General features: G+C 70.3%; 18 protein-coding genes and 1 riboswitch. Of the genes, 13 read left to right on the top strand and 5 right to left on the bottom strand.

Features of this window, described 5'->3' with window-relative positions; translation table 11 throughout:
• The first annotated feature begins 11 nt into the window (after positions 1–11).
• Both AB4112_RS23325 and AB4112_RS23320 read left to right on the top strand, forming a co-directional pair.
• Positions 12–767, top strand: coding sequence for a GntR family transcriptional regulator (locus AB4112_RS23325; protein WP_309793972.1), 756 nt, complete (start codon positions 12–14; stop codon positions 765–767).
• Positions 764–1504, top strand: a complete 741-nt coding sequence (locus AB4112_RS23320) for an SIS domain-containing protein (RefSeq protein ID WP_309793973.1) — start codon at positions 764–766, stop codon at positions 1502–1504. The genes AB4112_RS23325 and AB4112_RS23320 overlap by 4 nt, the downstream gene beginning before the upstream one ends.
• Before the next feature lie 89 nt (positions 1505–1593).
• Here AB4112_RS23320 and AB4112_RS23315 read toward each other — a convergent pair whose 3' ends face one another.
• Positions 1594–1815, bottom strand: coding sequence for a DUF1150 family protein (locus AB4112_RS23315; protein WP_309793974.1), 222 nt, complete (start codon positions 1813–1815; stop codon positions 1594–1596).
• Positions 1816–1843: 28 nt separating this feature from the next.
• Entirely contained in the window at positions 1844–2308 is a 465-nt protein-coding gene (locus AB4112_RS23310; protein ID WP_309793975.1) for an Hsp20 family protein, read from the bottom strand.
• A gap of 324 nt (positions 2309–2632) precedes the next feature.
• Here AB4112_RS23310 and AB4112_RS23305 point away from each other — a divergent pair, with 324 nt between their 5' ends.
• Complete coding sequence (locus tag AB4112_RS23305) at positions 2633–3103, top strand: Fur family transcriptional regulator (protein ID WP_441723318.1); 471 nt, start codon at positions 2633–2635, stop codon at positions 3101–3103.
• A gap of 68 nt (positions 3104–3171) precedes the next feature.
• Positions 3172–3786 (top strand): dienelactone hydrolase family protein, encoded by a 615-nt coding sequence (locus tag AB4112_RS23300; protein ID WP_309793977.1) that lies wholly within the window; start codon positions 3172–3174, stop codon positions 3784–3786.
• 33 nt (positions 3787–3819) lie between these two features.
• Here the strand turns inward: AB4112_RS23300 and bla are convergent, their stop codons facing one another.
• A complete protein-coding gene (bla, locus tag AB4112_RS23295) occupies positions 3820–4602 on the bottom strand; it encodes a subclass B1 metallo-beta-lactamase (RefSeq protein ID WP_441723316.1) in 783 nt (260 codons plus the stop codon).
• 208 nt (positions 4603–4810) lie between these two features.
• Here bla and AB4112_RS23290 point away from each other — a divergent pair, with 208 nt between their 5' ends.
• From AB4112_RS23290 to AB4112_RS23255, 8 genes are all read left to right on the top strand, one after another.
• Positions 4811–5776, top strand: coding sequence for a CobW family GTP-binding protein (locus AB4112_RS23290; RefSeq protein WP_441723314.1), 966 nt, complete (start codon positions 4811–4813; stop codon positions 5774–5776).
• Entirely contained in the window at positions 5773–6801 is a 1029-nt protein-coding gene (locus AB4112_RS23285; protein ID WP_441723312.1) for a WD40 repeat domain-containing protein, read from the top strand. The genes AB4112_RS23290 and AB4112_RS23285 overlap by 4 nt, the downstream gene beginning before the upstream one ends.
• Positions 6798–7130 (top strand): hypothetical protein, encoded by a 333-nt coding sequence (locus AB4112_RS23280; RefSeq protein ID WP_441723310.1) that lies wholly within the window; start codon positions 6798–6800, stop codon positions 7128–7130. The genes AB4112_RS23285 and AB4112_RS23280 overlap by 4 nt, the downstream gene beginning before the upstream one ends.
• A gap of 23 nt (positions 7131–7153) precedes the next feature.
• Positions 7154–7558, top strand: coding sequence for a GFA family protein (locus tag AB4112_RS23275; protein ID WP_309793982.1), 405 nt, complete (start codon positions 7154–7156; stop codon positions 7556–7558).
• A 163-nt stretch (positions 7559–7721) separates the two neighbouring features.
• The gene (locus tag AB4112_RS23270) at positions 7722–7883 is read left to right on the top strand and encodes a hypothetical protein (RefSeq protein ID WP_309793983.1); all 162 of its coding nucleotides are present in this window, start codon (positions 7722–7724) and stop codon (positions 7881–7883) included.
• 5 nt (positions 7884–7888) lie between these two features.
• Positions 7889–8647 (top strand): metal ABC transporter ATP-binding protein, encoded by a 759-nt coding sequence (locus AB4112_RS23265; protein ID WP_374710609.1) that lies wholly within the window; start codon positions 7889–7891, stop codon positions 8645–8647.
• Positions 8644–9519, top strand: coding sequence for a metal ABC transporter permease (locus AB4112_RS23260; protein ID WP_441723307.1), 876 nt, complete (start codon positions 8644–8646; stop codon positions 9517–9519). The genes AB4112_RS23265 and AB4112_RS23260 overlap by 4 nt, the downstream gene beginning before the upstream one ends.
• A 26-nt stretch (positions 9520–9545) precedes the next feature.
• Positions 9546–10442, top strand: coding sequence for a metal ABC transporter substrate-binding protein (locus AB4112_RS23255; RefSeq protein ID WP_309793985.1), 897 nt, complete (start codon positions 9546–9548; stop codon positions 10440–10442).
• A 185-nt stretch (positions 10443–10627) separates the two neighbouring features.
• Here AB4112_RS23255 and AB4112_RS23250 read toward each other — a convergent pair whose 3' ends face one another.
• Both AB4112_RS23250 and AB4112_RS23245 read right to left on the bottom strand, forming a co-directional pair.
• Positions 10628–11356 (bottom strand): CbtA family protein, encoded by a 729-nt coding sequence (locus tag AB4112_RS23250; protein WP_309793986.1) that lies wholly within the window; start codon positions 11354–11356, stop codon positions 10628–10630.
• Positions 11357–11366: 10 nt separating this feature from the next.
• Complete coding sequence (locus tag AB4112_RS23245; protein WP_309793987.1) at positions 11367–11558, bottom strand: CbtB domain-containing protein; 192 nt, start codon at positions 11556–11558, stop codon at positions 11367–11369.
• 164 nt (positions 11559–11722) lie between these two features.
• A riboswitch (cobalamin riboswitch) is annotated at positions 11723–11952 on the bottom strand.
• Between the two features lie 117 nt (positions 11953–12069).
• Between AB4112_RS23245 and AB4112_RS23240 the strand changes: the two genes are divergently transcribed.
• The gene (locus AB4112_RS23240; protein ID WP_309793988.1) at positions 12070–12513 is read left to right on the top strand and encodes a hypothetical protein; all 444 of its coding nucleotides are present in this window, start codon (positions 12070–12072) and stop codon (positions 12511–12513) included.
• Positions 12514–12522 lie beyond the last annotated feature (9 nt).

Genomic DNA, 12522 nt, shown 5'->3' with positions numbered 1-12522 from the left:
CAGGGCCCATCATGACCGACCTAGAGCCGACCTCTTCCGACAAGCCGATCTACCAGAAGATCGCCCAGGACCTCGCCGACCGGATCCGCGACGGCGGCTTCGCCGTGGGCGACCGGCTGCCGTCCGAGCGCGACCTGGCCGACCAGCTCGGCATCAGCCGGATGACCGTGCGCCAGGCCTTCAAGAGCCTGACCGATGCCGGGCTGATCGAAAGCCGGATCGGCCGCGGCTGCTTCGTCGCCCGGCCCAAGATCGACCAGCGGCTGCAGCGGTTGAGCGGCTTCAGCGAAGACATGGCCCGGCTGGGCCGCCGCGCCGCCAGCGTGATCCTGCGCCAGACCGTGGTGCCGGCGGCGGGCGAGGCGCGCGAGGCGCTGGGCATCGCGGAAGGGGACCCGGTGGTCCTGCTGGAACGCGTCCGCCTGGCCGATGCGGTGCCGATGGCGTTCGAGATCAGCTGGCTGCCCGCGGCGCTGGTGCCCGGCATCCTCGACAAGCACGATTTCAGCACCGCCTCGCTGTACGAGGTGCTGCGCCGCGACTACGGGCTGGTGCCCTGGCAGGCGGAACAGACGGTCGAGGCCGACCTGCCGGACGCCATGACCGCCAGCGCGCTCGACATCCCGCTGACCGCGCCGGTGCTGGTGCTGACCCGGCGGACAGCCGATTCCGCCGGCCATGTCATCGAATTCGTCCGCTCCGCCTATCGCGGCGACCGCTACAAGATGCGGGCGCGGCTCTCCCCTCCAGACACGACGGACTCATGACCGCCCCTGCTCTTTCCGGTGCCTCCGCCTATCTCGCCGGCATCGCCGACCGCATCGCCGCCCTGACCGCGACCCAGGGCGCCGCGATCGGCGCCGCGGCCGAGGCCTGCGTCGAGACCATCCGCCGCGACGGGCTGATCTACATCTTCGGCACCGGCCATTCCCACCTGATGGCGGAGGAGGGGCATTTCCGCGCCGGTGGCCTGGCCTGCGTGGTGCCGATCCTGGCCTCCTCGGTGATGCTGCATGAAGGCGCCGTGGTCAGCGGCGTGCTGGAGCGGATGACCGGCCTGGCCGACCCGCTGCTCAGCCGCTACCCGATCGGGCCGGGCGACACCCTGTTCGTCTACTCCAACAGCGGGGTCAACGCGGTGCCGGTGGAAGCCGCGCGCTACGGCAAGGCCCGGGGCGCCCGGGTGGTGGCGGTCACGTCGATCGCCTATTCCAAGGCCGCGGCGGCCGGCCGCGAGACCCTGGCCGAGATCGCCGACATCGCCATCGACAACCAGGGTCCGCCCGGCGACGCCTCGGTGACCGCGGCCGAGGGGCTGATCGTCGGCCCGATCTCGACCGTGCTGGGTGCGGCGATCTGGAACGCGGTGCTGACCGAGACGGTGGCCCGGCTGGCCCAGTCGGGCGAGGTGGCGCCGGCCTATATCAGTTCGAACATGCCGGGGTCGAAGGACCGCAACGCCGCCCTGGTGGAACGCTACCGCACCCGAAACCCGCATCTGTGAGCCCGCGTCTCCCGACGCGCTCCTGAACGACAAAAGCCCCGCCGGTCGGCGGGGCTTTCGCGTTCAGCTCATGCGAGGGAGCGGCGGGGTCAGTGGGCGCTGACCGGCTCCATGTCGTTCTGGCGGATCACCGCGAAGGCGACGTCGCGGTCCTTGACCACGGTCAGCGGGGTGCCGTCGGCGCCGTGCACGGCGAAGACCGCTTCGCCCTCGACCACCGCCCGCTTGACGAAGGCGATCTGGTTCAGGCCCAGCGCCGCGAAATCCGTCGGCGACATCTGGTTCAGGGTCGGAATGGCATGTGTGTTCATGGTCATCACCACGGGTTTCGGTTCAGCTTCACGCATTGACGTCGCTGGCGACGTCAATGGTGGTCTTGCCGTTGGCCTTGGATGCCGCGGGCTTGATCGCGATGGTCCGGACCTTGGTCTCCGGCAGCGGGCGGCGGAGGTCGACGTTGAGCAGCCCGTTGTCGAGCGAAGCCCCGGTCACCTCGATGCCCTCGGCCAGCACGAAGGCGCGCTGGAACTGGCGGGCGGCGATGCCGCGGTGCAGGAACACGCGCTCCTTCTCGTCGGACTGCTTGCCGCGGACCACCAGCTGGTTGTCCTCGATCTGCACCGACAGGTCGGCGTCGCTGAACCCGGCGACCGCCAGGGTAATTCGCAGCTGATCGTCGCCGATCTGCTCGATGTTGTAGGGCGGATACCCGTCGTTCGGCACTTTGCCGATCCGATCGAGCGTTCGCTCGAACTGCTCGAAACCGAGCAGGAGCGGGCTGTTGAACAGCGAAACCCGCGTCATGGTCACTCCTCCTGACGAGCGAGCTGCCGGAACCTCCGGCTGAGGTGGCCCGGTCGCCCGGCGCCTGTGGGGGAGGGACCTTCAAGCATCCCTCTTGTTTAAGGAGATGGGGGGTGACCGGTCGGTTTCAAGATCGCCGGTTATGCAGCCCATCCAGCCCGACGGCGGGCCAGCCCGCTCGTCGATGGTTGGGCTTCGGCGGCCGGACCGCAAGCCCTTGCGTTCCCGGCCGGATTGTCCAAATAGCCGCTGTGCAAGGGTTTGGTCCGCCCCGCGCGCGCATGCTATCAATCGGACATGGGACGACAGGTGGAAGACATGCCGATGGCGTCGAAGAGCAAGGCCGCCGTGGCGCCGAAGACGACCGCGAAGCGCGGTCGGCCGCCTCGGGCCGGGCTGTCGCATTGGCAGGAGCGGGTGCTCGACCTGGTCCGCGCCAGCGCCGAGCCGGCCAGCGCCTACGACATCCTGCGCGAGATGAAGGATGACGGCATCACCGCGCCGCCGGTGGTGTATCGGGCGCTGAAGGGGCTGCTCGACCGCGGCCTGGTGCACCGGATCGAATCGCTCAACGCCTATGTGGTATGCGGCGGGCCGGACCACCATCACCACCAGCCCGCGCAATTCGCCATCTGCCGCGACTGCGGCCGGGTGGAGGAGATCACCGACCCCGCGGTCGACCAGCTGATCGAGGCCTGGACCCAGCGCATCGGCTTCGTCGCCGACAGCCGCACCATCGAGATCCTCGGCCGCTGCCGCGACTGCGCCGCCCGCCAGGCCCCCGCCGCGGACTGAACCCGGCGTCGAGTGGGTGGGTTGGCGCGCCCTTCCCGGCGAGGGGGCCGACGCCGTAAGGTGATCGCTTGCATGTCCAACCATCAGACCCGGAGGTTCCCATGGCCGAGGTCCTGTTGTTCCACCATGCACAGGGGCTGACCCCCGGTGTGCGTGCGTTCGCCGAAGACCTTCGGGCCGCCGGCCACACCGTGCACACGCCGGACCTGTTTGACGGACGCACGTTCCGGAGCATCGAGGAGGGGCTCGCCCATATTCGTGAAATCGGATTCGACGAGGCGCGGGAACGCGGCGTCCGGGTTGCCGACGGACTGTCTTCCGAGCTCGTCTATGCCGGGTTCTCATTCGGCGTGCTGCCGGCGCAGAAGCTCGCGCAGACGCGGCCCGGGGCCCGTGGAGCGCTGCTCTTCTACTCCTGCCTGCCGATCAGCGGCGAGTGGGCCTTCGGACCTTGGCCGGACGGGGTCCCGGTCCAGATCCACGGCATGGACAACGACCCGATCTTCGTCGGCGAGGGCGACGTCGACGCCGCCCGTGAGATCGTGGAGAAGGCCGAGGATGCCGAGCTTTTCCTGTATCCCGGCGACCAGCACTACTTCGCCGACAATTCGCTGCCGTCCTACGACGCGGATGCGACCGCGCTGCTCACCAGGCGGGTGATCGAGTTCCTGGGTCGCGTCTGACCCAGCCGGCGTCCCGGAGATCTTGGGCGCCGTTCAGCCGGCCGGGTGGCAGCTCTTCGCCGCCTCGGCCCTCGCCAGGGTCCGGGTGTGGGCCAGGAGTTCGGCGTCGCCGACCTCGCCATGGCCCGGCACCACGATCTTCGCCGCCTTGCCGTAGCGGCCGATGACCGCCTCGACCGATTGCGGCCAGCGGCAGATGTCGGACTCGTCGGTGTTGCCCAGGTTGCCCTGCTCGACGCCCCGGATCATGCAGCCGCCGAACAGCACGGCGCTGTCCGCCAGGAAGGCCACGGTGTTGTCGCGGGTGTGCGCCGGGCCGGGATAGAACAGCTCCACCGGCCGGCCGCCGCCGGTGAGGGTGGTCGACTCGCCGCTCCAGCTGCGCTGGATGGTGCCGGCGCCCTCGGCCTCCTTCACCGTCTCGTCCCGGGCCATCGACCAGCCGCCGCGGGCATGCACCGCCGCGAGGCCGCTCAGGCGGTCGTCATGGGCGTGGGTGACCAGCAGGTTGATCGGCCGGTTGGGGGCGGTCTGCGCCACCTGGGCCAGCAGGGCCACGGTCTGCGCCGGCGTCCAGGCGGCGTCGATCAGCAGCACCTCCTCGGGCCCGATCAGGGCGAGGCCGTTGGACGGCACCCAGCCCTGCGGGGTCTTGCCCCAGCTGGTGTGCAGCCAGACGCCGTCGGCCAGCTGGCGGAAGCCCAGCGCGGGCGGCGCATCCTCGCCCTCCGCCCGGGCCGGCCGGACCAGGGCCAGCGACAGGCTTGCGGCGCAACCGCACAGGAAGGCACGGCGGGACGGGGCGGCAACGGGCATGTCGATCCTCGGCTGCGAAACGGCGGAGTCGGCCTCCGGACACCGTGCCTCGCGAAGAATCTGGGCGATTCTGGGGCACGCTGCCGGCGGCCGGGTCCGCATGGCGCGCCTTGTCCATAGCATCCGGCCGGGGATCAGGCGACAGGCTTGCGTCTTTCCAATATGTTATATAGTAACAGTTATCCCGTCCGGAACCCGAAGCCCGCCCATGCCCCGCATCCCCGTCACCGTCCTGACCGGCACCCTCGGCGCCGGCAAGACCACGCTGCTGAACCGCATCCTCTCCGAGGCGCACGGCAAGCGCTACGCCGTGATCGTCAACGAGTTCGGCGAGATCGGCATCGACGGCGACCTCGTGGTCGGCGCGGATGAGGAGGTGTTCGCCATGAACAATGGCTGCCTCTGCTGTTCGGTGCGCGGCGACCTGATCCGGATCATCGGCGGGCTGATGAAGCGCGCCGACGGCTTCGACGGCATCCTGATCGAGACCACCGGCCTGGCCGACCCGGCGCCGGTGGCCCAGACCTTCCTGGTCGATGACGAGGTGCGCGAGCGCGCCGCCCTCGATTCGATCGTCACCGTGGTCGATGCCCGCAACATCGAGGCGCGGCTCGACGACAGCGACGAGGCGGAGGAGCAGGTGGCCTTCGCCGACACCATCCTGCTGAACAAGACCGACCTGGCGGATGCGACCGGCCTGGCGGTGGTCGAGGCGCGGATCCGCGCCATCAACCCGGTGGCGCGTGTCATTCAGACCCGGCGCTGCGACGTCGACCTCGGCGCGCTGATGGGCGCCGGCGCCTTCGACCTCGACCGGCTGCTGGCGCTCGCCCCCGACCTGCTCGACGGCCGCGCCCATCACCACGAGCATGACCAGGGCGTCGGCAGCCTGTCCTTCCGGTCGGACCGGCCGCTCGACGGGCGACGCTTCATCGAATGGATCGGCATGCTGCTGGCGGTCCGCGGCGCCGACATCCTGCGCAGCAAGGGCATCCTCGACTTCGCCGAGGCGAGCCGGCCCTTCGTATTCCAGGGCGTGCACATGCTGCAGGAGGGCGATTTCGCCCCGGCCTGGCGGCCCGGTCAGCCGCGCGAGAGCCGGCTGGTGCTGATCGGCCGCAACCTCGACGCCGCCGGGCTGCGCGCCAGCTTCGAGGACTGCGTCGCCCGATGAGCCTGCTGCTGCCGCCGCGGGCCCTGGCGGAGGAAAAAGGCATCGTCCGGGCCTGGCCGGCGCCGGTGGTGGTGGCCGCCTTCGCCGGCCGCCACCACGCCTTCGGCCTGGGCGACGGCACGGTCCGCCTGATCGACATCGAGGCACCTGAGATGGTTATCACCGTGCCGGCGCATGGTGGCGCCGTCCTGGCGCTGTGCCCGGACATTGCCGGCGGCTTTCTCAGCGGCGGCGATGACGGCCGGCTCTGCCGTATCGACCGCGATGGGGCGGTGTCCGGGATCGCGGCGGTGCCGGGCCGCTGGATCGCCGCCGTGGACGCCGCCCCGGCGACCGGGCGCCGTCTCTGCACCGCCGGCCGGGACGTGCTGGTGTTCGACGCCGAGGGCGCGGAGATCACCCGCCTGCAGGGGCCGGCCGTGATCGACGGTGCCGCCTTCGACCCGCGCGGCCGGCGCGTCGCCGCGGCCCATTACGGCGGCGTCACCGTGTGGTCGCCGCGCAAGCGCGCCTGGCCGTCCAGGCTCTACGCCTGGCAGGGGGCGCATCTCGGCGTGACCTGGCATCCGCGCTCGCGCTTCATCGTCTCGGCGTTGCAGGAGAAGGCGCTGCACGCCTGGCGCCTGTCGGACGGCGTCCACATGCAGATGCCGGGCTATCCGGCCAAGCCGCGCTCGATGGCCTGGGCCGATGGCGGGCGGGCGCTGGTGACCTCCGGCTCCGAAGGCGTGGTGTCCTGGCGCTTCACTGGGCGGGACGGGCCGATGGGCGGCACGGCGAGCGAGGCCGGCTGGGCCCGCGGCACGCCGATCACCCGCGTCGCCGCCCATCCGCTGCTGCCGGTCGTGGCCGCCGGCGCCAAGGACGGCTTCGTCGCGCTGATGCCGCTCGACGGCAACGGCTACGTCCCCGTGCTCCGGCCCAACGGCGCCGCGATCGAGGCCCTGGCCTTCTCCGCCGACGGCCGCTGGCTGGCGGCCGGCGATGCCGGCGGCCGGGCCGCCCTGGTCGACCTGCAGCCATGACCGGCGCCACGGCCCTCGACGCCTCCGACGTCGCCACAAGGCGCGCCCGGCATTGGCCCGAGGCGCGGCGCGTCCTGGCCCATCCGGACTTCCACCGCGGCTTCCGCGAGGCCCTGTCGGGCCGCCCCTTCGACCACCGCCGCGCCGACTCGCTGCCGCGCCTGGGCCAGCTGCGCTACGAGAACGGGCGGCAGATCGCGGCCGAATGCGTCGCCCAGGGCCTCGCCGTCGACTGGCCGTCGCCCGGGCACATCCCGCCGGCGCTGAAGCACCTGGTGCTGCGCCGCTTGGCGCCGTCGCCGCTGGCCCGCCGGCCCGCGCGGCGATAGGCTGGCGGGGGAGGTGCGGCGCCATGCTAATCGACGGCCAGTGCCATTGCGGCCATGTCCGATACGAGGCCGAGATCGAGCCAGAACAGGTAGGGGTCTGCCACTGCACCGATTGCCAGGTGCTGACCGGCTCCGCCTTCCGGGTCACGGTGACCGCGCCGCGCGACCGGATCCGGCTGACCGCGCATCAGCCCAAGGTCTACGTCAAGATCGGCGACGGCGGCCGCCGCCGGCTCCAGTCCTTTTGCCCGGAATGCGGGTCCCCGCTCTTCGTCACCGGCGAGGGGGCCGATGCCGAGGAATGGGGTATCCGTTGGGGCAGCATCCGGCAGCGCGAACAGTTGGTGCCGAAGCGGCAGTCCTGGTGCGGTTCGGCCGTGCCTTGGATCTATCGCATCGCGGATCTGCCCGGCCGGCAGGGAGACTGACACGTAGGCTGGGTTCGCGAGGGCGAACCCGACCTAGTCCTTTGGTCGGCATCCCTTCGGCCGACGCTTTGCGATCTTGCAAAGATGTTATACGTTAACGTCAATGGTGCCGCGCCGCCCGGGCGCTATGGTGCCGTACCTGCCTCACCGCATCGGCCGATCCATGACCCTGTTGCATTCCCACCCCGCCCACACTGCCCGCCGGGCGGGGGAGATCGGACCGTCGGCCCTGGCCGCGCCGGTCGGGCTGCGGCTGGTCGTCGCCTTCGGCCTGATCGCCGTGCTGTGGCTCGCCGTGGCCTGGGCGCTGGGCTGGCTGGGATGAACGTGATGAGCCCCTCCGGCGCCACCGGCCGCATCCGCCTTGCCAACCTGACCGCCGGCTATGAGCGGCACCCGGCCGTGCACCATGTCGACGGCAGCTTCGAGCCGGGCACGCTGACCGCCATCGTCGGGCCGAACGGCGCCGGCAAGTCGACCCTGCTGAAGACCATCGCCGGCCTGCTGACCCCGCTGTCCGGCCATGTCGACCGCGGCGGCCTGCGCCGGCGCGATGTCGCCTACCTGCCGCAGCTGGCGGAGATCGACCGCAGCTTCCCGATCTCGGTGGCCGACACCGTGCTGCTCGGCGGCTGGGCCCAGACCGGGCTGTTCGGCGGCGTGACCAAGGCGCTGCGCCGGCGGGCCGAAGAGGCGCTGGAGGCGGTCGGCCTCGGCGGCTTCGAGGGCCGGCCGATCGGCAGCCTGTCCGCCGGCCAGTTCCAGCGCGTGCTGTTCGCCCGGCTGCTGCTGCAGGACGGGCGGGTGATCCTGCTCGACGAGCCCTTCACCGCGCTCGACACCAAGACCACCCGCGACCTGGTCGACGTGGTGCGGCGCTGGCATGGCGAGGGGCGCACGGTGATCACCGTGCTGCACGACCTCGATCAGGTGCGCGAGTTCTGCTCGCACACCCTGCTGCTGGCCCGCGACCCGATCGGCTGGGGCCTGACCGGAGACGTGCTGTGCGCCGAGAACCTGCTGCGCGCCCGCGCCATGGCGGAAGCCTGGTCCGATCGTGGCGAAGCCTGCCATCGGAGCGCGGCGTGACCGATCCCTGGACCTTCCTGGTACAGCCCTTCCTCGAATACGACTTCATGAAGCGGGCGCTGATCGCCTGCATGGCGCTGTCGCTGGGCTGCGGCCCGGTCGGTGTGCTGCTGGTGCTGCGGCGGATGAGCCTGGTGGGCGATGCCATGTCGCATGCGGTGCTGCCGGGCGCCGCGGTCGGCTTCCTGATCTCCGGCCTGTCGCTGTGGGCGATGGGGCTGGGCGGGCTGGTCGCCGGCCTGCTGGTGGCGCTGATGGCCGGCGCCGTCACCCGGGTCACGGCGCTGCGCGAGGACGCCGCCTTCGCCGCCTTCTACCTGATCGCGCTGGCCGCCGGCGTGCTGATCGTCTCGACCCGCGGCAGCAATGTCGACCTGATGCATGTGCTGTTCGGCACCATCCTGGCGGTCGACGACGCGGCGCTGCTGCTGATGGCGGGGATCGCCACCGTCACCCTGATCGCGCTGGCGCTCCTGTACCGGCCGCTGGTGGTCGAATGCTTCGACCCCGGCTACCTCCGCATGGTCGGCGGCATCGGGGCGGCGGTGCATTTCGCCTTCCTGATGCTGGTGGTGCTCAACCTGGTCGGCGGCTTCCAGGCGCTGGGCACGCTGATGGTGGTCGGGCTGATGATGCTGCCGGCGGCGGCGGCGCGGTTCTGGGCCCGGTCGCTGTGGTCGCTGTTCGCCTGTTCGGCCGGCCTGGCCCTCTTGTCCGGCTATTCCGGCCTCCTGTTCTCCTATCACGGCAACCTGCCCTCCGGGCCCAGCATCGTGCTGACGGCCGGGGCGCTCTACGTGCTGTCGTTGATCTTCGGGACGCATGACAGCCTGCGGGCCCGATACCTGCCGACCGCGCATTACGCGCGCTGACCTCGTGTCCTAATCGGAGCCATTGCATGAAGACCCTGTTTCGTGCCGGCCTTCTGGGCCTGTCTCTTGCTGCCTGCGCGCTGCCCGCCTGGGCGCAGGACAAGACGCTCAACGTCGTCGCCAGCTTCACCGTGCTGGCCGACATCGTCCACCAGGTCGGCGGCGACACCGTCGCGGTCCGCAGCCTGGTCGGCCCCAACGGCGACCCGCATGTCTACGAGCCGACGCCGCAGGACGCCCAGGCCCTGGCCAAGGCCGACGTGGTCATCGTCAGCGGCCTCGACCTCGAAGGCTGGATGGACCGGCTGATCACCGCCTCGGGCTACAAGGGCAAGATCATCGTCGCCTCGGACGGCATCGTCACCCGCCGGATGGAGGATGACGGCAAGGAGATCACCGACCCGCATGCCTGGAACAGCGCGGCGAACGGCGTGGTCTATGCCCAGAACGTGACCAAGGCGCTGGCGGCCGCCGACCCGGCCCATGCCGCGGCCTACCAGGCCAACGGCGCCAAATACGAGGCCGAGCTGAAGGACCTCGACGGCTGGGCCCGGCGCGAGGTCGCGACCATCCCCGAGGCCAAGCGCAAGGTCATCACCAGCCATGACGCCTTCGGCTATCTCGGCGCCGCCTACGGCATCGAGTTCCGGGCCCCGGTCGGCTTCTCCACCGAGAGCGAGGCCTCGGCCGGCGACGTGGCCAAGCTGATCGACCAGATCAAGCACGAGCACATCAAGGCGGTGTTCATCGAGAACGCGACCGACCCCCGGCTGGTGCAGCAGGTGGCCAAGGCCTCCGGCGCGCAGATGGGCGGCGAGCTCTATGCCGAGGCGCTGTCGACCGAGGACGGCCCGGCTTCGACTTATGCGAAGATGTTTCGGTATAACATCACAACGCTGGTCGGCGGCATGAAGCAGAACTGATACCAATCCCGCAAACATCGACTCGTCGTCATCCCGGGCGCCGCGCAGCACGAAGTGATGCGCTGCTGACCCGGGATCTCTTCGAGGTCGTGCCGAGATCCCGTGTCTGCGCCGCAGCACTGCGTGCCGCAGCGCGCACGGGATGACAGGTCAGGAATTCAGACAGCCGATATGAGGTTCGGCGGTTATGCCGCCGGCCGGAAGCGTTGGTACAACAAGCCGGTCAGCGACCCCAGCACGGCCCAGAACAGCAGGCTGGTGATCACCGCCGCGACGATGAAGTCATGGGTCAGGGATTCCGGCGCCACCGACTTGAACTCGGCCGGCTGCGGCGCGCCATAGGCGTGCGGCAGCACCAGCAGGACGATGCCGGCCAGGCTCCACAGGGCGCTGCGGGTCAGGAAGATCAGCGCCAGCCCGCCGCCGGTCGCCAGCGCCGTGGCCACCCACCAGACCTGGCGGTCGAACAGCGGCGCCGCCTCGGTGCCGGGCACCTCCGGCGGCAGGCCCAGGCCGGGCGCCAGGGTGAAGGTGGCGAAGCCGGCCAGGCCCCAGAACAGGCCACGGCGCCAGTCGATCTCGCCGCCATGCACGGCATAGGCCGCGACCAGCAGCAGGGCGAAGCCAATGCCGGTCAGCACGTCGGCCAGCAGCGTGTAGGCGGTGCGCTCGAAGCCGTCCTGCGGCTCCCAGGCCGCGGCCCCGTGCTCATGATCGTGCTCGGCGGCCGCCGTGGTCGCGGCGGGCGCGGCCATCGACATGGCGGGGGCGGCGGCGTCCTCGCCGGCCTTCTCGAACACCTCGGCATGCAGGATGATCGGCACCGTGCCGAACTGGTGGACGATGGTGATGAAGGCGCCGGCGATCAGCCCGGCCAGCGCTGCCACCAGGAAGAAGCTGCGGAACGCGGCCATTGCCGACTCCTCAGTGGCAGGGGAACGCGTTCGAATGCCGGGTGTCGTGCGCGGCGTTGTGGAAGGCCTCGGCATGCGAGAAGCCGACGCCCCAGACCAGCACCACCCCCAACAGGGCGGCGAGCAGGGCGGGGACGGCGGTGCGGCTGCGCGGCGCTGCCTTGGCGCCGGTACCGATGGTGATGGACGGGTTGGACGTCATGTCCCTGTCTCCTATGCCTTGCGTTCAATGGTGAAACGGGCCGCGTCGGCCGAAGGCATGGGCACGCGTTGCCCCGGCCTGCACGCGGCAGGGCCGGCGACGCGTCGCCATGAGACGATCCTGGACACCATCATCTCCGCCTCCGGGCACCCCGCCCGGTCAATGGAACCCCTACGATGATGGCAGGTCTCCTGGCTCGCGGGTCGTGGTCTGCCGCCGACCTTCCCAAGCCTCCGGTCGCCCGGTGGCCCAGTGGTCGTCGATGGCGGCAGACTCTCCGCTTACAGTTGCGGGGGCAGCCACGGTCTAGGCCCCTGATTGGGTCGTCCGCACCGTGTTCCCTTTTAATCCCCTCGGAGGTCGTCCTCGGGGCACCATCACGGAAACCGATACGTCATTCCGCCGGGTGCGGCAAGTCATCCCAGGGCCTCCCGCGTGACATCGTCATTGCGGAGCGCCGCGGGAGCGTGGCAATCCGGTGGCACGGTCCCCTGGTCGAGGAGAGCGCCCGATGGCATCGAAAGACCCGGTCACGATCGATCGCACCGAATTGCGACTTGCCTATGAGTTCGTCAGCACCGGCGGCTTCGGCGAGAACAAGGCCTATGTCTCGCTCGACACCGGGAAAATCCACCTGGTCTCGGACTTTGCCGACATCATGGAGGAGGACGTGGCTCCGGACGACGTGGAGACCTCCGATCGCTACCTTGCCATTCCGCACAAGAACGAACTCGATCTCGGCCGGGACCTGGTCCTGCGCTTCGTCGATCGCGAGCTGCCCGGCGACCTCGACACGGTCGAGGACATATTCCGGCGAAAGGGCGCGTATGGGCAGTTCAAGCGGCTGCTGGAATCGCGGGGCGCGCTCGATCGCTGGCACGATTACGAAGAGCGCACCGTCGAGGAAGCTCTTCAGGTTTGGTGCCAGGAGAATGGCATTCGTCTATCGGAGTGACGCCCCGCG

Source organism: Inquilinus sp. 2KB_23, from assembly GCF_052115705.1.
GTDB lineage: Bacteria > Pseudomonadota > Alphaproteobacteria > DSM-16000 > Inquilinaceae > Inquilinus > Inquilinus ginsengisoli_A.
The sequence above is the reverse complement of the archived record's forward strand: the minus strand, read 5'-3'. Positions and strand labels throughout refer to the sequence as shown.

Bases quoted from the DNA above. Each gene is read 5' to 3' on its own strand.
- AB4112_RS23325 (WP_309793972.1), top strand. From the start codon at position 12: ATGACCGACCTAGAGCCGACCTCTTCCGACAAGCCGATCTACCAGAAG.
- AB4112_RS23320 (WP_309793973.1), top strand. From the start codon at position 764: ATGACCGCCCCTGCTCTTTCCGGTGCCTCCGCCTATCTCGCCGGCATC.
- AB4112_RS23315 (WP_309793974.1), bottom strand. From the start codon at position 1,815: ATGAACACACATGCCATTCCGACCCTGAACCAGATGTCGCCGACGGAT.
- AB4112_RS23310 (WP_309793975.1), bottom strand. From the start codon at position 2,308: ATGACGCGGGTTTCGCTGTTCAACAGCCCGCTCCTGCTCGGTTTCGAG.
- AB4112_RS23305 (WP_441723318.1), top strand. From the start codon at position 2,633: ATGGCGTCGAAGAGCAAGGCCGCCGTGGCGCCGAAGACGACCGCGAAG.
- bla (WP_441723316.1), bottom strand. From the start codon at position 4,602: ATGCCCGTTGCCGCCCCGTCCCGCCGTGCCTTCCTGTGCGGTTGCGCC.
- AB4112_RS23290 (WP_441723314.1), top strand. From the start codon at position 4,811: ATGCCCCGCATCCCCGTCACCGTCCTGACCGGCACCCTCGGCGCCGGC.
- AB4112_RS23285 (WP_441723312.1), top strand. From the start codon at position 5,773: ATGAGCCTGCTGCTGCCGCCGCGGGCCCTGGCGGAGGAAAAAGGCATC.
- AB4112_RS23280 (WP_441723310.1), top strand. From the start codon at position 6,798: ATGACCGGCGCCACGGCCCTCGACGCCTCCGACGTCGCCACAAGGCGC.
- AB4112_RS23275 (WP_309793982.1), top strand. From the start codon at position 7,154: ATGCTAATCGACGGCCAGTGCCATTGCGGCCATGTCCGATACGAGGCC.
- AB4112_RS23270 (WP_309793983.1), top strand. From the start codon at position 7,722: ATGACCCTGTTGCATTCCCACCCCGCCCACACTGCCCGCCGGGCGGGG.
- AB4112_RS23265 (WP_374710609.1), top strand. From the start codon at position 7,889: ATGAGCCCCTCCGGCGCCACCGGCCGCATCCGCCTTGCCAACCTGACC.
- AB4112_RS23255 (WP_309793985.1), top strand. From the start codon at position 9,546: ATGAAGACCCTGTTTCGTGCCGGCCTTCTGGGCCTGTCTCTTGCTGCC.
- AB4112_RS23250 (WP_309793986.1), bottom strand. From the start codon at position 11,356: ATGGCCGCGTTCCGCAGCTTCTTCCTGGTGGCAGCGCTGGCCGGGCTG.
- AB4112_RS23245 (WP_309793987.1), bottom strand. From the start codon at position 11,558: ATGACGTCCAACCCGTCCATCACCATCGGTACCGGCGCCAAGGCAGCG.
- AB4112_RS23240 (WP_309793988.1), top strand. From the start codon at position 12,070: ATGGCATCGAAAGACCCGGTCACGATCGATCGCACCGAATTGCGACTT.